The sequence below is a fragment of the Pseudocitrobacter faecalis genome, from assembly GCF_965231525.1.
Taxonomy (GTDB): Bacteria; Pseudomonadota; Gammaproteobacteria; order Enterobacterales; family Enterobacteriaceae; genus Pseudocitrobacter; species Pseudocitrobacter faecalis.
This window is the reverse complement of the sequence record NZ_CBDDNJ010000002.1, coordinates 641,399-659,955: the sequence shown is the minus strand read 5'-3', so window position 1 is coordinate 659,955 and position 18,557 is coordinate 641,399. Positions and strand designations below refer to the sequence as shown.

Annotated in this window: 19 protein-coding genes; 12 read left to right on the top strand and 7 right to left on the bottom strand. The window is 51.8% G+C overall.

Going from position 1 to position 18,557, the window contains the following annotated elements; genetic code table 11:
• Window positions 1-103: 103 nt before the first annotated feature.
• From ACOXYR_RS03780 to ACOXYR_RS03765, 4 genes are all read right to left on the bottom strand, one after another.
• Window positions 104-1,207, bottom strand: coding sequence for a fimbrial protein (locus ACOXYR_RS03780; RefSeq protein WP_421356621.1), 1,104 nt, complete (start codon window positions 1,205-1,207; stop codon window positions 104-106).
• A gap of 11 nt (window positions 1,208-1,218) precedes the next feature.
• Window positions 1,219-3,738 carry a fimbria/pilus outer membrane usher protein gene (locus ACOXYR_RS03775; protein WP_421356620.1) on the bottom strand — a complete coding sequence of 840 codons (2,520 nt, stop codon included), beginning with the start codon at window positions 3,736-3,738 and terminating at the stop codon, window positions 1,219-1,221.
• Entirely contained in the window at window positions 3,738-4,400 is a 663-nt protein-coding gene (locus tag ACOXYR_RS03770; protein WP_350436004.1) for a fimbrial biogenesis chaperone, read from the bottom strand. Before ACOXYR_RS03770 ends, ACOXYR_RS03775 begins: the two co-directional genes overlap by 1 nt.
• Before the next feature lie 72 nt (window positions 4,401-4,472).
• Window positions 4,473-5,057: a fimbrial protein gene (locus ACOXYR_RS03765; protein WP_108477008.1), complete on the bottom strand. Its 585-nt coding sequence runs from the start codon at window positions 5,055-5,057 to the stop codon at window positions 4,473-4,475.
• Between the two features lie 653 nt (window positions 5,058-5,710).
• Between ACOXYR_RS03765 and ACOXYR_RS03760 the strand changes: the two genes are divergently transcribed.
• Window positions 5,711-6,232, top strand: coding sequence for a rhodanese family protein (locus ACOXYR_RS03760; RefSeq protein WP_421356619.1), 522 nt, complete (start codon window positions 5,711-5,713; stop codon window positions 6,230-6,232).
• A gap of 82 nt (window positions 6,233-6,314) precedes the next feature.
• Entirely contained in the window at window positions 6,315-6,494 is a 180-nt protein-coding gene (locus ACOXYR_RS03755; protein ID WP_113857647.1) for a hypothetical protein, read from the top strand.
• Between the two features lie 43 nt (window positions 6,495-6,537).
• Here the strand turns inward: ACOXYR_RS03755 and stpA are convergent, their stop codons facing one another.
• Complete coding sequence (stpA, locus tag ACOXYR_RS03750) at window positions 6,538-6,939, bottom strand: DNA-binding protein StpA (protein ID WP_113857648.1); 402 nt, start codon at window positions 6,937-6,939, stop codon at window positions 6,538-6,540.
• A gap of 637 nt (window positions 6,940-7,576) precedes the next feature.
• Here stpA and alaE point away from each other — a divergent pair.
• On the top strand, window positions 7,577-8,026 hold the full coding sequence (gene alaE / locus ACOXYR_RS03745) for an L-alanine exporter AlaE (RefSeq protein ID WP_108476437.1): 450 nt from the start codon (window positions 7,577-7,579) through the stop codon (window positions 8,024-8,026).
• A gap of 32 nt (window positions 8,027-8,058) precedes the next feature.
• Here alaE and ACOXYR_RS03740 read toward each other — a convergent pair whose 3' ends face one another.
• Window positions 8,059-8,403, bottom strand: a complete 345-nt coding sequence (locus tag ACOXYR_RS03740) for a DUF2002 family protein (RefSeq protein WP_108476436.1) — start codon at window positions 8,401-8,403, stop codon at window positions 8,059-8,061.
• Window positions 8,404-8,566: 163 nt separating this feature from the next.
• Here ACOXYR_RS03740 and ACOXYR_RS03735 point away from each other — a divergent pair, with 163 nt between their 5' ends.
• Window positions 8,567-8,893 carry a DUF883 family protein gene (locus ACOXYR_RS03735; protein ID WP_015963322.1) on the top strand — a complete coding sequence of 109 codons (327 nt, stop codon included), beginning with the start codon at window positions 8,567-8,569 and terminating at the stop codon, window positions 8,891-8,893.
• A 93-nt stretch (window positions 8,894-8,986) separates the two neighbouring features.
• Here ACOXYR_RS03735 and pdxR read toward each other — a convergent pair whose 3' ends face one another.
• Entirely contained in the window at window positions 8,987-10,333 is a 1,347-nt protein-coding gene (gene pdxR / locus ACOXYR_RS03730) for a MocR-like pyridoxine biosynthesis transcription factor PdxR (protein WP_421356626.1), read from the bottom strand.
• An 89-nt stretch (window positions 10,334-10,422) separates the two neighbouring features.
• Here pdxR and ACOXYR_RS03725 point away from each other — a divergent pair, with 89 nt between their 5' ends.
• The 8 genes from ACOXYR_RS03725 (at window position 10,423) to proX (ending at window position 18,452) form a co-directional block, all read left to right on the top strand.
• On the top strand, window positions 10,423-10,854 hold the full coding sequence (locus ACOXYR_RS03725; RefSeq protein ID WP_421356618.1) for a carboxymuconolactone decarboxylase family protein: 432 nt from the start codon (window positions 10,423-10,425) through the stop codon (window positions 10,852-10,854).
• A gap of 182 nt (window positions 10,855-11,036) precedes the next feature.
• Window positions 11,037-11,282, top strand: a complete 246-nt coding sequence (gene nrdH, locus ACOXYR_RS03720) for a glutaredoxin-like protein NrdH (RefSeq protein WP_108476433.1) — start codon at window positions 11,037-11,039, stop codon at window positions 11,280-11,282.
• On the top strand, window positions 11,279-11,689 hold the full coding sequence (gene nrdI, locus ACOXYR_RS03715; protein WP_421356617.1) for a class Ib ribonucleoside-diphosphate reductase assembly flavoprotein NrdI: 411 nt from the start codon (window positions 11,279-11,281) through the stop codon (window positions 11,687-11,689). Before nrdH ends, nrdI begins: the two co-directional genes overlap by 4 nt.
• Window positions 11,662-13,806 carry a class 1b ribonucleoside-diphosphate reductase subunit alpha gene (gene nrdE, locus ACOXYR_RS03710; RefSeq protein WP_421356616.1) on the top strand — a complete coding sequence of 715 codons (2,145 nt, stop codon included), beginning with the start codon at window positions 11,662-11,664 and terminating at the stop codon, window positions 13,804-13,806. Before nrdI ends, nrdE begins: the two co-directional genes overlap by 28 nt.
• Before the next feature lie 10 nt (window positions 13,807-13,816).
• Window positions 13,817-14,779 carry a class 1b ribonucleoside-diphosphate reductase subunit beta gene (nrdF, locus tag ACOXYR_RS03705; protein ID WP_421356615.1) on the top strand — a complete coding sequence of 321 codons (963 nt, stop codon included), beginning with the start codon at window positions 13,817-13,819 and terminating at the stop codon, window positions 14,777-14,779.
• A gap of 354 nt (window positions 14,780-15,133) precedes the next feature.
• Window positions 15,134-16,336 (top strand): glycine betaine/L-proline ABC transporter ATP-binding protein ProV, encoded by a 1,203-nt coding sequence (gene proV / locus ACOXYR_RS03700; protein ID WP_015963315.1) that lies wholly within the window; start codon window positions 15,134-15,136, stop codon window positions 16,334-16,336.
• The gene (gene proW, locus ACOXYR_RS03695) at window positions 16,329-17,387 is read left to right on the top strand and encodes a glycine betaine/L-proline ABC transporter permease ProW (protein WP_421356614.1); all 1,059 of its coding nucleotides are present in this window, start codon (window positions 16,329-16,331) and stop codon (window positions 17,385-17,387) included. Before proV ends, proW begins: the two co-directional genes overlap by 8 nt.
• A gap of 69 nt (window positions 17,388-17,456) precedes the next feature.
• Entirely contained in the window at window positions 17,457-18,452 is a 996-nt protein-coding gene (gene proX, locus ACOXYR_RS03690) for a glycine betaine/L-proline ABC transporter substrate-binding protein ProX (RefSeq protein ID WP_108476428.1), read from the top strand.
• Window positions 18,453-18,557: the final 105 nt, after the last annotated feature.

Below are 18,557 nucleotides of genomic sequence, written 5' to 3'. Positions count from 1 at the left end.
CGCGGCCTTTTTGCTTTGGTGCTTATGCCGGATGCGCTGCGCTTATCCGGCCTACCGGTTATCTGCAATAGATTGGAGCTGCGGTATTTTGCTGGCTAACAACTCAGTTATACACCAGCGCAAACGTCACAATACTGTTCGCTTCCCCTGCAGTTACGCTACCTTCCGTCTGAACATACTGCGCCGAAAAATTCACGTTCTCCGCATTCCCCGCATTTGCCGCCGTCACATGCTTGAGAATGGGCAGATTAGTCGCCTGGTTAATTTTGACGGACGTGCCGGGTGAAGGCGCAGAGGCAGCATTGTTGCCATAAGTCAGCTTAACGCCAACCCCCGTTGCCATATCGCTACTTTTCGTCAATGCCAGCGTGTCGGGGGAATCGCTGGCGGCCAGGATCCCGAAAAAGCCTACTCTGACATCGCTGGGTGCCGAGCAATAAACCGGAATATCAAACGACCGGGCAGAGCCTGCCGTCAGCCCTTTGCCCTTAAATTCGGCGCGATTAACAGATCCCAGATTAACCTGAATGCTGGAGGTGCTGACCTGACAGCTACCGCTGGCACCGATATCGACGTTAAGCGCCGCCAGATCAATCGATACCGGGTTGCTTTTCACACTGGGCCCGCTGGCAGTGCGATCCTCAATATAGAGTTCCCCAAAATGCGGCTGCGATTCAACGTTGGCGTGGTTGCCGCCGCTCATCGTTACCTCACCGGTTTTATAGAAAGTGATATACATCTTGACGATGGGTTCGCGTTCACCGAGCAGATCCGGCAGTTCATCACTGTCACATACCGTTACCGACTCACCACCTGCCGGGGCCGCGCTGTCGCCGATATAGCGAATCGGCCCACCGTTACACTGGAATCCTGCCGAGTAGCTCACGCCATTCAGTTTTGAGGCAAACACGTGATGACCGTTAATCACCGTCCCGGCACCGGTCGTGTCTTTTTGTTGATAAACAATGCGTTTCCAGTTTTCCAGCGGTGCCTGCAAGTCACAGGTAAAGTGGATCCCATTGCCGTTATCTGCCATCTGGTTAGTCATTTGCGAGTTCACAGGCAGAGTGGGAAGGTAGGTTAAATTCTGGGTATTCAGCGTCATCTGCCCGACGCTCGCCATGCAGGTTTCAGCGTGCGAAGCGTGGCTATAAAAACCGGCAATCAGCAGAAAAATGAAAAACAGCGCGCAGTCACGATGTCGCATATCGCCCTCTCTTATAAGCAAAGGCCGGTGACAGTTTTCACCGGATTCTGCTGTGGGTTACTGGAAATATGGAAGTGCAGCGTACAGTGGTGCGAGATGTTATCGGTTTGCCATTGTGCCTCCAGCGTGCCTTCTTCTGGTACGCCGCTCAGATACACCTGCCCCTGTTCGGCAACAATACCGCTGGCTGGGGTCGCCTCGTCGTCGCTGGTTTTGCGTACCTGCGCGGTGGCACCGAAAGGCAGTGGCCCATGGTTATCGTTGAGAGTAAACAGAACGCGGTTACCGATATGCGTTTGATAATTCGCCATTACTACCGCACCGCCGCCGGGGATCACTGTCTGACCCTGAAGATCGACGTCGGTGTCATCTTTTAACGACTCGGTGTCGAGGGTAATGTAGTTTTTGCGATACGCCGTTAAAGTTGGCACCACCGCGTAGCCGCGCCAGTCCGTATGCACGTTCGTCCCATTCTGGATAGCCACGTCCGAGGCTCCTGGCGCGCGAACAATCGCAAAGCTATCGCCCGTACTCTGCCCAAACGTAATCCCGTGGGGATGGGCGACAATCGAGCCCGATGCGCCCCAGGTCAACTGGTTACTCTGCTTATCGTGGCGATAACCAAGCTGAGTGCTGCCGTAACCTCCGCGATAATCAAGCGCAACGCTGCTGTTCGCGCCCTGGCCGTTATTGCCGTAACCCTGCTGGACGGTGTAGTAGAGATTTTGATTTTCCGGCACCGAGCCGTACAACGAAACCTGCTGCGAGGTATAACCGTTGTTATCTGACGTGGTGTTATAACTCACCGAGCTGTTTGGTAACCACTGGCCGAGCGGGATCGTGACGTTGAACGACAATGAACGATCCGATTTATTCTCTGCGGAAGATTTGGTGTAGTAGTAGCCCACGCCCCACGAAAGGCCCTGCCAGGTGTTATAAAACCCCAAATGCACGGTTTCATCGTGACGCCCGGTGCGCCAGTATCGCTGCGAATAGGCAGATGCCGTCAGGCTGGTGCTGCCGCCAAGGGGCTGCGAAATTGAGATCTCTTCGCGACTACGCTTGTTATCCACCAGGCCATTTTCACTCTCCAGCGCATTGGCTTCGCTGAAGTCATAAAACCCGCTGGATGAGTAGCGATAGCTGGCAAGGTTAAAGGTTGTACCGGTCAAATTCACATCTTTTTGGTACTGCACGCGGACGGAGTGACCGGAATAACGTTTACCGGAAGGCGTGCGCGTATTCGCCCAGGTCACATCCGCGCCCAACGATCCGAAATCGCCAAAACCGTGCCCCACGCCGCCCGCCCAGGCTTGATAATCTTGCGCCAACTGGCTGCCGGCGTAGAGAGTCAAACTCGCCGGTAGCCCGTAAAACAACGTCGACTGAATAAACTGCGGGGAACGATTCCCGTCGAGACCTGAATGGTAATGGCCTGCGCTGACGCTGTACTTCAGTCGCCCCTCGCGCAGCATAAAGGGAATGGCGGAATAAGGTTGAGTAAACGTGCGCTCGGAACCATCACTCTCTTTTACCGTGACCTCAAGATCGCCACTTTGCGCGGTAGGATAGAGATCTTTCAGAGCAAACGCCCCTGGTGCAACATAGGTCTCATAAATCACATAGCCATGCTGCGAAACGGTCACTTTAGCGTTGCTGTGAGCCATCCCGCGGATCACCGGCGCAAAGCCGCGCATGCTGTCCGGGAGCATCTCGTCATCCGAGGAGAGCTGCGCCCCGCGAAACTGCACGCTATCGAAAATATCGCCCGAGGTATAGGTATCCCCCACACGCAGCAGGCTTCTCAAAGACTTCACATCACGCTGCAAATAGGTGCTTTGTGAGCGCCAGTGGCTTTTTTTATCGTATTGCATCGACGAAACGTTGCGCAGCCGCCACGCGCCCATGTTCATGCCGCTGCGTAAACTTAAATAGTTGGAGTTGTGTTCGCCGTCGCGATAACGCGATTGTGCCCCGGTCAGGTTGTAATTCACAAAGGCTGTGGGTACGCCGTCATCCCAACGAGCCGGGTCAACGTAGCCGCGGCTTTGCAGGTTCATTGCCGCCTGCGGAATACTGAGATTCAGCCGCTGCTCGCTAAAATCGAACGCACTGCTGGCATCAGGGATATAACGACTGATTTGGGTAAAGGTTTCGCCGTCATGCAGTTGATTAAAAGCAGAAAAGGCGCTGACATTGACCCCGAATTCCGCCAATTGCGCTGCTGTCAGCTGCGGTTGCAGGGTGCCATTGTCCTCAACAAAGGTCACATTCCCCTGCCCGACCTGCTGGTTGTTCACCCAGATAGCTACCGGGTACGTACCGGGCTGCTGGCCGCCATTTTTTTCGAAATAGTGGAGATCGGCGGTTTTCTGCTGAGGATCCGTCACCTCCAGCGCAGCCGGGTCGAAATAGTCATCGGCCAGCGCCAGACGGTAATGGCACAGCAGAAACAGTGCGGTTGGCACCGTCGCCAGCAGCAGTAACGGGCCGGTCGGCTTATACAGAGGGCTGCGGGGGAACTGGCACATTACTGCTGCGCAACGTCAGTAATGCCGCCGAAATCATTAATCGCACGCCATTTCACCGTCCCTGAACCGCTAATCGGCCACGTTAAAGACGACATGGGCGCAACCATTCCCGGCTCATCGACCTCTTTTCCCGCAACAGAAACGGAAAATAACGACACATAATAGGGGGTCGGGTTATTTACCACTAAATGATTACCCGCTGTGTGAAATTGCAACTGCTGCCATGCTTTACTCGGATCGCCCGCTAAATCGGCAGGGCGATAAAAAATCTTGAATTTAGATTTAATATTTACCTGTAACTTATTCACATCCCCTTTCTGGGACGGCGAAATCGTTTTCACGTTCAACCAGAATACGGACTCCCGGTCATGCGGCAATTCCATCCCGGTAAAGCTAATACGCAGCATATTTCTTTTTTCAGGATCGAGACGGAACAGCGGTGGCGTCACAATAAAGGGCACCGGGCGTTTATCATTTTCGTTAAAATTCTCAGCCCAGGATTGCACCAAATATGGCGTGTGGGTATCGGCATTCGTGACTGAAATAGAGGCTTCTCGCTTCCCTTCCTCATAGATTACGCGGGTTCCCCCCACGACGACGCCCGCCTTAGCAGCAGTAACCAATAAAAATGAAAGAGCAACGCCAGCGATAATACGTTTCATAAATAGCATTCATTTGTCAGGGGAAACGAGAACTGAGGAATGAGCAGGAGAAAACCCCTGCTCAGATTCGACTTAGTTGTAAACCATTTCGAAGTTGGTTACGCCGTCAGCGTTACCTGCCGTAACTTTATCGGCGGTGGCGCGATAGTCAGCGTAGAACAATAGATCGGCGGTACCGGCCTCGCCATTGCTACCGGCATCAATCGGATACGCTTTGGAGATCGTCCCCAGCTTAACCTGCGTGGTTTCATCCGCTTCAATCAGCTTAATACCGACGCCTTTCGCATCACCATTGATCGCCAGTAGATCGCTCTCATTGGCATCATGCGTGCCATCGAACAGTACAGAAACTTTGCTCACTGAAGACGGGCAATCTTTCACATTAATATGGAAAGGCGTTTTGGTGGTTTCCGTACCGGTTGCTTTAAAGTAGCTGCTTGCCCACTTACCCAGATCAACCACCTGATTGGTACTGTTGGCATCGATATCACACGCGGCGTCAGTAATTTCCCCGGTAAATTTCACCTGCCCACCTGCGCCCTGAGCACCATCAGCCGCGGGCACGGTAGTGGTCATGTCGTTGGCAATAGCGGAAAGCGTGGTACCTGATGCCAGAGCCGCGATAACAACGGCCATAATACGGAACTGCGATTTCATTTTATATCTCTCTTCTTTGACGGCTATCCAATGCGGTATACGCGAAGCAAAAAATGCCAGGCGATATCGCCAGTTCTTCCGTGTTGAAGTTAATCGTCGTTCCATCGGTAGGATATTTTGCACAGTCTTTATCTCAGTTTTCTCAACTGAACAATATCGACTTTTTTTGAGCGTCAGACCCGATAAACATATTAGGTCTGCGAATAAATAATATCGACAACAGCACGATTTGCAACAACAAATTATGTAGCCTGCGCGTTGCCAAATTAAAACATTTCTAATTTAATCGTTAAAATAAAACGATGTGTTAAATTAAGGGTAATACTTGCCATTTATGGAATAACACGATACATCATTAAAATTAACATACCGTTCAATAAGAAGTGGCAGTTAACATAAAATTGATCTTTTGCGTGAAAAATATTCATCCACAAGCTTTCAATATTTACATTAAGTAAGAATATTCCCATAAGGAATATTAACCATACCTATAATGTGGCTAAATCATGATCCTCCTAAGAGTTCAAATTCAAACCATGCTTATTTTACTATTGTTATTAATTATTAACCCCCTATAGATGATGGCTCCTTCGCTCGTTATTTATCTGTATATACATTAAGATGGGAATACCCCTGCATAAGGAACCAGGATAATGACAACAGAGATGATTTCCCCCCAGCAGGTGCTAATGCAGCTTAATGAAGGCGCAAAGCTGGTTGATATCCGCGATGCGGATGAATTTGCCCGCGAGCATATTGCCCAGGCTCAACCCTTCCCATTAAGCGCCATTGAGCAGGGAGCCTCGCTGCCAGTGAACGCCGATGACGTGGTTATCTTTCATTGTCAGTCCGGAAACCGCACTCGCAACAATCTCACCCGCCTGGTTGCCGCCGCTGCGCCGGCTAAGGTAAAGGTGCTGGAAGGCGGCATTCAGGCGTGGAAAGCGGCCGGGCTGGAAACGGTAGAAGATAAAAAGCAGCCATTACCGCTTATGCGGCAGGTGCAAATTGCGGCCGGAGGATTGATTCTCCTGGGCTGCGTTTTGGGTTACACGGTATCAGAGGCATTCTTTCTGTTGAGCGCCTTTGTCGGTGCGGGCCTCACTTTCGCGGGAATCAGCGGTTTTTGTGGTATGGCCAGGCTATTAGCCATCATGCCGTGGAACCGTCGTTAAGGAAGTCCCGACTCCGCATTTACTATTTCGTTACATCAGCATAATCTTAGGTAACGTCAACAAGTAGAGCAGGAGTATCGCGATGTATTCACCAGGTGATTTTGTACAACCGAAAATGGGTGGGCCAAAACTCAAAGTTCTGGAAGCGCACAACGATCATATTGTAGCGGTACAGGCAAGTAATGAGCAGGGAGAGAAATATACCCTGAAGCTGGAAGACGTTACGCCCTATACTGAAGAAGGTGATTTTGGCGTGTGCTAAAAAATTGTGCGGTGAGACTCTTCTCACCGCTTTGTTCATTCATTTAGATTAGAAAATCATCCAGTGATTTACCGTTAGCCAGCGCCTGCGCGATAGGTTTCGGCGTACGCCCCTGGCCAGTCCAGGTTTTTACTTCACCATTAAAATCCGTAAAGCGATATTTCGCCGGACGCGATGCACGTTTTTTCGGTGCGGCGGCAATCGCCGCTTTCATATCTGCCAGTTCTTCCGGCGAAATACCATCGGCCTGCATTAACTCCAGCCAGGTATTAATTTTTTCTTGCTGTTCAGCGCGTTGCTGCATCGCTAACTGCTCTTCATTTCTCTTTTCTTCAGTGACGGTCCTGAATTTTTCCAGCATTTCTTCAAGAACGTCAATGGAGAAATCTCGCGCCATTGCACGCAAAGAACGGATGTTATTCAATTTTTGTAACATAACAGACATAGAGCTAAAAAATTCCTTATTCAAAACAAAATACATTACGACAGTGCTAATTATATTGTATTTAAGAATATATTGCTACCGCCCGAATATTAATGAATATATCTTCATTGAGCTCTATCATTATATTTAAATAGAGCAATCAGATTATAAATTAATATACCCCGAAGCAATGCGTATTAGCCGTGCTGCACAACGTTTTGTTAACAAAACAGCAATATGAATAATCACCCACTATCAGTGCATAATCACAACATCACATCATCAGAACTAACTGCTACGAAATCCGGATTAATGGCATAAAAAACACCAAAATCGACCAGGTTCACACTTTTACACCTAATCTCTGCCTTAGCGGCTCCAACAGTGCCTAACCGTTTCACGCTATACAGTGAGAGAAAAAAACATAACCAATTGATTTAAAATAAAAAACAACAACTAATATTTAAAAAATAATGCCAATGGGTAAAATCGCTTACCGGCAGAGTATTTTATTGACAAAAAGGCTTTAAATAAAAATATTTCACTAGTTGTTAGTTTTAACCTAGACAGATAATCTATACACATCAACAAAGGCAACCCAAAACGCCTTTAACCCCCTAATAATGACGGTTTTCGTAACTTTTCGAGGAGCATACCGATGTTCTCTGCGCAGTCACGCCTGCGTCACGCAGCAGCAGACACTTTCGCCATGGTTGTCTACTGTTCCGTCGTGAACATGATGATTGAAATTTTTCTCTCCGGAATGACCTTTGAGCAGTCGCTTTCTTCTCGTCTGTTAGCGGTGCCGGTTAACATTATTATTGCATGGCCTTATGGTGTTTACCGCGATGCAATTATGCGTCAGGCGCGCCGTATCAGCCCGGCAGGCTGGATGAAAAACCTTGCCGATACGCTGGCGTATGTCACGTTCCAGTCGCCGGTCTATGTGATTATTCTGCTGACAATCGGCGCAGACTGGCATCAGATTGCCGCCGCCGTAAGTTCGAATATCGTGGTTTCAATGGTGATGGGGGCGGTGTACGGCTATTTCCTCGATTTCTGCCGCCGTCTTTTCCGTGTCAGCCAGTACAGTCAGGCAAAGGCATAATGCACAGCGACTGGCGAATGCCAGTCGCTCGATTAATGAAACTCGCCAAATAAACCGTTCAGGTACCGCTCCAGCGCGATACGCGAGCTGAAGCCATGTGGAATTCCGTAATGCTGCTGTTCATCTCCACCTAAATAGAGGGGAAATTGATGGTAGTGATCGCAGGTTTTGATTTCAGAAGCCGGTTCTGCTAACGAATTACTACGCTCTTTTAACGCCGGATGGATAATCAACGCCGTGCGTCCCATCCGCGCTTCACGATTCACATAAACATAATTCTCGCCACGACGATAGCCGTAGGCTTTTTGGGTTACCACATCCACAGTGAAGCCCACTTTTTCAAGAACGCGCGCCACCTCATCAGGTCGTAAATACATTATTTTTTCCTCGTCATCTTTTACTGCATCGCCACCTTACAGTAATCAGCATTAACCTCGCTTTCAGAAAAATCCACAAACGCATCGATTCACTGTGATTCGCCCCAAAGAAGAGTTTTTTTGCCTACACTTAATTCCGTCCCCACTTAAAAAGGAGAAGCACATGCCTAATCGATTTGGCCGCAATGACGTAGTTGATGAGACGCAGGATATTCAGGATCAAGTCAATCAGTTAGCCGATAGTCTTGAGGATGTACTGAAAAGCTGGGGTAGCGATGCAAAAGGTGAAGCTGACGCCGCGCGTCGTAAAGCACAGGCGCTGCTGAAAGAGTCCCGCGCCAGATTGCATGGCCGCAGCCGTTCCCAGCAGGCTGCCTGCGATTACCTGAACTGCGCCAGCACCTACGTGCGCGAAAAACCCTGGCAGAGCTTAGGCGCGGTTGCTGCGGTTGGGATATTTGTTGGCGCATTATTAAGTTTGCGTCGATAATTGCAGTGAAACAGTGAAGATAATAAATGCGTCGTATCAGAAAACGCTTCTGAACGGCTACGCGTCTGTACCCCGGCTTTTACGCCGGGGTTTTTAATTTAAAGCCAGCTTTAACGCTGAAACCTGCTCGTTTGCCATCGCCTGCGACGTAATATTAGTAAAACTCATGATGAGTCCTGGTGTCCCGTCACCGTTAATCCGCCAGTCGTTCAGCGCCTGTACGGCCAGTCCGGCATCGCGTGCCCGCCGCGCCTGTAACCTATCGTCACCGGAAATATTCACCACCAGTTGAATGCCCCCTTGCTGCGCCACCACGTCAAAACCGTGCGTCTGTAACGCCTCCTCCAGCCAGCGCCGCCGCTCGGCGTAATGCACGCGCATCTTCTTCAGATGCCGCCAGAAGTGACCCTCATGGATAAAATCACCCAACGTTTGCTGCCACAGAAGCGGTACCGGGCAGGCAATTTTTTGTACGTGGCGGCGAAACTGCGCCACCAGCGGCACAGGCACCACCAGCCAGGCAGTGCGCAGCGCCGGAAACATCGCTTTGCTGAAGGTACCGGCGTAAATGACGCGTTGCGGCGCGTCCAGGCTTTTGAGCGGTGGCAGCGGCTTTCCCTGATAGCGGAACTCACTGTCGTAATCATCTTCAATGATCCAGGCTTGTTGACGTGCAGCCCAGTCCAGAAGTTGGCGGCGACGCGGCAGTGAGAGCGCGACACCCAACGGACTTTGATGCGCAGGTGTCAGCAGCGCGAAACGGGCTTCAGGTGCATTAGTAAGTGCCCACTCCACATCCATCCCTTCATTGTCCACCGGTATCGGGTACATGTTCACGCCTTCCTGCGCAATCACCGGGCGAATCAACGGAAAGCCGGGGTCTTCCACCCACATTCCCTGCCCACGCCCCGCAAGCGCGCGTAAAATCAGACTCATCGACGCCGCATAGCCCGACGTAATAAAAACCTGTTCCGGCTGGCACTCAATGCTACGCGACAGTCGCAGATACTCGACAATCGCCTGGCGCAGCAACATCTCGCCACACACATCGCCCAGCGCCAGGTCAAAGCGCGTCTGCGTACGCAATCGCCGCCCCATCACCCTGGCCCATAAAGCGCGTGGAAAGAGATCCAGCGCAGGCAGCCCAAGCTGAAAAGGTTGCGGATGCGGTTCTTCGCCGCCAAACCAGGTTGGCTCCGCCATCGCCGGTTTGAGCGTGAGGTGTTCACTGACAAACGTTCCGGCCTGGCCGCGCCGCTCAAGCCAACCCTGTGCCACCAGCTCGCCATACGCATTTTCTACCGTGGCGCGAGATACGCCCAGTTCCTGCGCATAAACCCTGCTGGACGGCAGCCGTCTGCCTGCCGTTAATTTGCCTTCCTCAATCGCGGTTTTCAGTTGCCTGGCTATATGCCGATAGCGTGGGCCATCACTTTGCATCATGGTCTGCTTTTTTACTCATTATATGGCTATCTGATGCAGACCATTATAGTGCTATTTTTGTTGCATCAACGATGAGGAGAGACAATATGACCCTGCTGCGCCAACCCTATAATGAATTAAGCCCTGAGGTGTACAAAGCCATGGTTCAGGCAAGCCAGGCTCTGGAAAAGAGTTCGCTGGATCGCGCTTTGCTGGAGCTCGTCTACCTGCGCGTTTCGCAGATTAACGGCTGCGCCTTCTGCCTTGAAATGCACAGTAAAGCCCTGCGCAAAGCGGGTGTGGATCAGAGCAAACTGGACGCGCTGGCTGGCTGGAGAGTAAGTAATCACTTCACTGAAGCGGAAGCCGCGGCACTGGCCTGGGCGGAAGATGTGACGCACATCGCCGAATATCACGCGGAAGATAGCGTCTATCAACCTCTGCTCTCGCACTTTAGCGCCGAACAAATCAGCGACCTGACCTTCGCCATCAGCCTGATGAACGCCTTTAACCGCCTGGCCATCGCTATGCGCATGTAATTTTTACACAAACATCCCCGGCCCCCAACGCGTTGCGCGCTGGGGGCTTTTTTTGTTCAAACATCCATATATTGTATGGTTGAAGTTTTTAATAACTACATCTAGTATTCCTCTCAGGTAACCACTCCCGGACTGACGCTCTTAACTGCGCCCTATTGTCATTTTAAATGGAAATACGAATCATGCGCATTACTATTTACACTCGTGATAACTGCATCCAGTGCCACGCCACTAAACGGGCAATGGAGAGCCGTGGCTATGATTTCGAGATGGTGAATCTCGACCAGCACCCTGAAATGGCCGATACCCTGCGTGAACAGGGATTTCGTCAGCTTCCGGTGGTGATCGCAGGGGAAACCCGCTGGTCCGGCTTCCGCCCGGATATGATCAATCGCCTGCGCCCCGATGCCATTGCCGCCCACGCATGAGCCGCCTCGTCTACTTCTCCAGCAGCTCTGAGAACACGCACCGCTTTATGGTGCGTCTCGGGCTGCCCGCGATACGCATTCCACTCAATGAGCGGGAGCGTATTCAGGTCGAGGCGCCGTACATTCTGGTGGTTCCCAGCTATGGCGGCGGCGGTACGGCGGGCGCTGTTCCGCGTCAGGTGATCCACTTCTTAAACGACCCGCAGAATCGGGCGTTAATCCGTGGCGTGATTGCCGCAGGAAACCGAAACTTTGGCGACGCTTATGGCCGCGCGGGCGCGGTGATCGCTGAAAAATGCCACGTTCCCTGGCTCTACCGCTTTGAGCTGATGGGCACGCAACACGATATTGATACAGTGCGAAAAGGAGTGAGCGAATTTTGGCAACGACAACCGCAGAACGTGTAACCCAGGCCGTGCCTGACTATCATGCGCTTAACGCGATGCTGAATCTGTATGACCGGAACGGGCAGATTCAGTTTGAAAAGGACAGCGAAGCTGTAGATGCGTTTATGGTCGCCCATGTTCAGCCGAATAGCGTCACGTTTAATGACGCAGACGAGCGTCTGCGCTGGCTGGTCGTTGAAGGCTATTACGATGATGCCGTGCTTAAACGTTATCCCCCCGCGTTTGTCACTGCGCTTATCAAACACGCGCACGCCAGCGGTTTTCGTTTCCAGACCTTCCTCGGCGCATGGAAGTTTTACACCAGTTATGCATTGAAAACCTTCGACGGCAAACGCTATCTGGAGCACTTCGCCGACCGCGTTTGTATGGTGGCATTAACCCTCGCTCAGGGCGACGAAGCGCTGGCCTGCCAGCTTACTGATGAGATGCTTTCCGGTCGTTTCCAGCCCGCGACGCCGACCTTCCTCAACTGCGGAAAACAGCAACGCGGCGAGCTGGTTTCCTGCTTCCTGCTGCGTATAGAAGACAATATGGAGTCTATCGGCCGTGCGGTGAACTCAGCATTACAGCTTTCAAAACGCGGCGGCGGCGTGGCCTTTTTACTGTCGAATTTACGTGAATCCGGTGCGCCGATTAAGCGTATCGAGAATCAGTCATCCGGCGTGATCCCGGTAATGAAAATGCTGGAGGATGCCTTCTCCTACGCCAATCAACTCGGTGCGCGTCAGGGCGCGGGCGCCGTTTACTTACATGCGCATCACCCGGACATTTTGCGCTTCCTTGATACCAAGCGGGAAAATGCTGACGAAAAAATTCGCATTAAAACGCTCTCGCTTGGCGTGGTGATCCCGGATATCACGTTCCAGTTAGCGAAAGAGAATGCCGAAATGGCGCTCTTTTCGCCCTATGATATCGAACGTCTGTACGGCAAACCGTTTGGCGATATCGGCATTAGCGAAATGTATGCCGAGCTGGAAGCGGACACGCGCGTACGCAAAAAATATATTAATGCGCGTGATTTCTTCCAGACGCTGGCGGAGATCCAGTTTGAATCCGGCTATCCGTACATCATGTATGAAGATACGGTGAACCGTGCAAACCCGATTGCCGGGCGCATCAACATGAGCAACCTGTGCTCGGAAATTTTGCAGGTTAACAGTGCGTCGACCTACGATGAGAATCTCGATTATGCCGCCACCGGGCATGATATCTCCTGTAATCTCGGCTCGCTGAACATCGCGCACACCATGGACTCACCCAACTTTGGCCTGACCATCGCCACCGCCATTCGCGGGCTGACGGCGGTGTCTGATATGAGCCATATCCGTTCGGTGCCATCGATTGAGGCGGGTAACGCCGCCTCACACGCCATCGGGCTTGGGCAGATGAATTTGCATGGTTATCTGGCGCGGGAAGGCATCGCCTACGGTAGCCCGGAAGCGCTGGAATTTACCAACCTCTATTTCTATACCGTCACCTGGCATGCCCTGCATACCTCAATGCTGCTGGCGCGCGAGCGTGGGCAACGCTTCGCCGGGTTTGAGCAATCACGCTATGCCAGCGGCGAGTATTTTGCACAATATCTGGAAGGTGACTGGCAGCCAAAACACGCGCGAGTCCGCGTCCTCTTCCAGCGCTCAGGCATTACCTTACCGAGCCATGAAAACTGGCGACAACTGCGCGAAGCGGTGATGTGCTACGGCATCTATAACCAGAATTTGCAGGCGGTGCCGCCGACCGGGTCGATTTCCTATATCAACCACGCCACCTCAAGCATTCACCCAATCGTTTCGAAGGTGGAGATTCGCAAAGAGGGCAAAACCGGGCGTGTTTACTACCCTGCGCCGTTTATGAACAACGACAATCTGGCGCTCTATCAGGATGCGTACGAGATTGGCCCGGAGAAAATCATCGACACTTACGCCGAGGCGACGCGTCATGTCGATCAGGGGTTGTCCTTAACGCTGTTCTTCCCCGATACCGCCACCACGCGCGATATCAATAAAGCGCAAATTTACGCCTGGAAGAAAGGTATCAAAACCCTCTACTACATTCGCCTGCGCCAGCTTGCGCTGGAAGGCACCGAAATTGAAGGCTGCGTGTCCTGCGCGCTGTAAGGAGAAAAGGATGAACCGTTTATCGCACGTCAGCGCCGTCAACTGGAACAAAATTCAGGACGATAAAGATCTTGAGGTCTGGAACCGTCTGACCAGTAACTTCTGGCTACCGGAAAAAGTGCCGCTATCCAATGATATCCCCGCGTGGCAGGGGCTGACGCCCACCCAGCAGCAATTAACCATCCGCGTATTTACCGGTCTGACGCTGCTGGATACGATTCAGAATACGGTGGGCGCGCCATCGTTGATGCCGGATTCACTCACGCCGCATGAAGAAGCCGTAATGTCCAATATCAGCTTTATGGAGGCGGTGCACGCCCGCTCCTACAGTTCGATTTTCTCCACGCTGTGCCAGACCAAAGATGTGGATGCCGCTTACGCCTGGAGCGAAGAAAACGCGCCATTGCAGAAAAAAGCACACCTGATGCTGGCGCGCTATCAGGCCGATGAACCGCTGAAGAAGAAAATTGCCAGCGTGTTTCTGGAATCATTTCTCTTCTATTCCGGCTTTTGGTTGCCCATGTACTGGTCGAGCCGCGGCAAGCTCACCAATACCGCAGACCTTATCCGCCTGATTATTCGCGATGAAGCGGTACACGGTTACTATATTGGCTATAAGTATCAGAAAGGGCTCGAGAAAGTCAGCGAGGCCGAGCGTGAAGCATTGAAAGATTTTGCCTTCGATTTGCTGATGGATCTCTATGACAACGAACTGACCTACACCGAAGCACTGTATGCCGACAGCGGTTGGGTTGATGAGGTAAAAGCGTTTCTCTGCTACAACGCCAATAAGGCACTGATGAACCTCGGTTACGAGGCGTTATTCCCGCCAGAAATGGCTGAGGTTAACCCGGCAATTCTCGCCGCGCTCTCTCCTAATGCCGATGAAAACCACGACTTTTTCTCCGGCTCAGGTTCCTCTTATGTGATGGGAAAAGCGGTCGAAACCACCGACGACGATTGGGATTTTTAGTAACCTCATCCGGTAAAAATAACCCTCATTTTTTACCGGATTATTTTGCGAATAGCGCAATTAATCACACAAATTTTCTTAGGTCTACTACACTGTTATTTATCACACCCTTTCACCTGAATGTATCGCTTTCAGGTGAAATTTGCGGTGGGGAAACGCAAAAATATCATAAAAATTTAAATCGCTCTCAGCCCTTATATCATGGGAAGCCCCGGCAATTCACCCTTCTCATTTCGGCAAGCAGAATCCTCCCAAGGGTTGTCATAGAATCTCAGTATGTTAGGGTATACCCGTGTAATTATTTCCATCAGGAATCATATTGATATAAATAAATAACGGGAATTCTATTATTGCATGGCAATTAAATTAGAAGTTAAGAATCTTTATAAAGTATTTGGTGAGCATCCACAGCGCGCATTCAAATATATTGAAAAAGGCCTCAGCAAAGAACAAATTCTGGAGAAAACAGGATTATCGCTTGGCGTTAAAGACGCCAGTCTGGCCATTGAAGAAGGCGAGATATTTGTCATCATGGGATTATCCGGTTCCGGTAAATCAACCATGGTACGCCTTCTCAATCGCCTGATTGAACCAACCCGCGGGCAGGTGCTGATTGACGGCGTAGACATCGCCAAAATCTCCGACGCCGAGCTTCGTGAGGTGCGCAGAAAGAAAATCGCGATGGTCTTCCAGTCGTTCGCCCTGATGCCGCATATGACCGTGGTCGATAACGCCGCTTTTGGTATGGAACTGGCGGGTATTCCAACCGCCGAGCGTCAGGAGAAAGCCCTGGACGCGCTGCGTCAGGTCGGGCTGGAAAATTATGCTCACTCTTACCCGGATGAACTCTCTGGCGGTATGCGTCAGCGTGTTGGTTTAGCCCGTGCGCTGGCTATCAACCCTGATATCTTATTAATGGATGAAGCCTTCTCGGCGCTCGACCCATTAATTCGAACGGAAATGCAGGATGAGCTGGTAAAATTACAGGCCAAACATCAGCGGACTATCGTCTTTATTTCTCACGATCTCGACGAAGCCATGCGAATTGGCGATCGCATCGCTATTATGCAAAATGGCGAAGTGGTACAGGTTGGCACACCGGATGAAATTCTCAATAATCCGGCGAATGATTATGTGCGCACCTTCTTCCGTGGTGTCGATATCAGCCAGGTATTTAGCGCGAAAGATATTGCCCGCCGTAGCCCGGCTGGAATTATCAGAAAAACGCCAGGATTCGGCCCGCGTTCTGCCCTGAAATTATTGCAGGATGATGACCGTGAATATGGTTATGTCATCGAGCGCGGAAATAAGTTTGTTGGAATTGTCTCAATTGACACGCTGAAAGCTGCCCTGAGTGCAGGTCAGGGAATTGAAAGCGCCTTGTTAGATCCGCCATTAGTGGTTGACGCAGAAACACCGCTCAGCGAATTGCTCTCTCATGTCGGCCAGGCCCCGTGTGCGGTCCCGGTTGTTGGCGAAGAGCAACAGTACGTTGGCGTTATTTCTAAACGCATGCTTCTTCAGGCTTTAGATCGCGAGGTGACAAACAATGGCTGATCAAACCAATCCGTGGGATACCGCACCGGCGGCCGATAATGCCGCACAATCCGCCGACGCCTGGGGCAGCGCGCCTGCCGACGGCGGTGGCGGCGCAGACTGGCTGACCAGCGCCCCCGCGCCACAGCCAGAGCATTTCAATATTCTGGATCCGTTCCATAAGACGCTGATCCCGCTGGACAGTTGGGTAACGCATGGCATTGACTGGGTGGTGCTGCACTTCCGCCCGCTGTTCCAGGGCATTCGTGTTCCGATTGATTACATTCTCAGCGCATTCCAGCAACTGCTGCTGGGGATGCCTGCGCCCGTCGCGATTCTCGTTTTCGCCCTGATTGCCTGGCAGATGTCGAGCCTCGGCATGGGGATCGCCACGTTGGTATCGCTGATTGCCATTGGCGCAATTGGTGCCTGGTCACAGGCGATGATTACCCTGGCACTGGTTCTGACGGCGCTGCTGTTCTGTATCATCATCGGACTACCGTTGGGGATATGGCTGGCGCGAAGCCCACGGGCGTCGAAGATCATTCGCCCATTGCTGGATGCCATGCAGACCACGCCAGCATTTGTGTATCTGGTGCCTATCGTGATGCTGTTCGGTATCGGTAACGTACCGGGTGTCGTGGTGACAATTATCTTCGCCCTGCCGCCCATTGTACGTCTGACTATTCTTGGGATTAACCAGGTGCCTGAGGATCTGATTGAAGCGTCGCGCTCATTCGGCGCCAGCCCGCGTCAGATGCTGTTTAAAGTCCAGCTCCCGTTGGCGATGCCGACTATTATGGCGGGTGTGAACCAGACGCTGATGCTGGCGCTGTCGATGGTGGTTATCGCCTCGATGATCGCCGTGGGCGGCCTGGGCCAGATGGTTCTGCGCGGTATTGGCCGTCTTGATATGGGCCTCGCCACCGTAGGCGGCGTCGGGATCGTTATTCTGGCGATTATCCTCGACCGCCTGACACAAGCCGTTGGCCGCGATTCCCGCAGTCGTGGCAACCGCCGCTGGTACACCATCGGCCCTCTGGGTCTGCTGACCCGTCCTTTCAGCAAGTAATCCTGTTTTTACCCGGCGCATCACGCGCCGGGCTCTGCAAACTTTACTCATCATAAAAAAGGAACAACGATGCGACATAGCGTAATGTTAGCCACAGCCTTCGCCACCCTTGTTTCCACCAGCACCTTTGCGGCGGACTTACCGGGCAAAGGCGTTACCGTACAGCCAATTCAAAGCACCATCACCGAAGAAACCTTCCAGACCCTGCTGGTCAGCCGCGCGCTGGAAAAACTGGGCTATACCGTCAATAAGCCCGATGAAGTTGACTACAACGTTGCTTACACTTCACTGGCATCTGGCGATTCCACTTTCACCGCCGTCAACTGGCAGCCGCTGCATGACGATATGTATGCCGCTGCCGGTGGCGACAAGAAATTCTACCGTGAAGGCGTATTTGTGAACGGTGCGGCTCAGGGTTATCTGATCGACAAAAAAACCGCCGATCAGTATCACATCACCAATATTGAGCAGCTTAAAGATCCGAAAATCGCCAAACTGTTCGACAGCAATGGTGACGGCAAAGCTGATTTAACTGGCTGTAACCCAGGCTGGGGTTGTGAAGCGGCCATTAACCATCAACTGGATGCCTACGGCCTGACCAAAACCGTTAACCACAACCAGGGTAACTATGCGGCGATGATGGCCGATACCATTACCCGTTATAAAGAAGGCAAACCGGTGCTGTATTACACCTGGACGCCTTATTGGGTGAGCGACGTGATGAAGCCGGGTAAAGATGTGGTATGGCTGCAGGTGCCGTTCTCTTCCCTGCCAGGCGTGCAGAAAGACATCGATACCAAACTGCCGAACGGCGCGAACTATGGCTTCCCGGTCAGCACCATGCACATTGTTGCCAACAAAGTCTGGGCTGAGAAAAACCCGGCGGCGGCAAAACTGTTCTCTATTATGAAACTGCCGGTTGCTGACATTAACGCCCAGAACTCGATGATGCATGAAGGCAAAGCATCGGAAGGGGATATTCAGGGTCATGTTGATGGCTGGATCAAAGCTCACCAGGCGCAGTTTGATGGCTGGGTAAAAGAGGCGCTGGCGGCGCAGAAATAACACCCTCACCCCTGCCCTCTCCCACAGGGAGAGGGAGAAAACCGGTGCAGGACGTGCAGATATGCACACTCAGTCCCCTCTCCCTGTGGGAGAGGGGTAGGATGA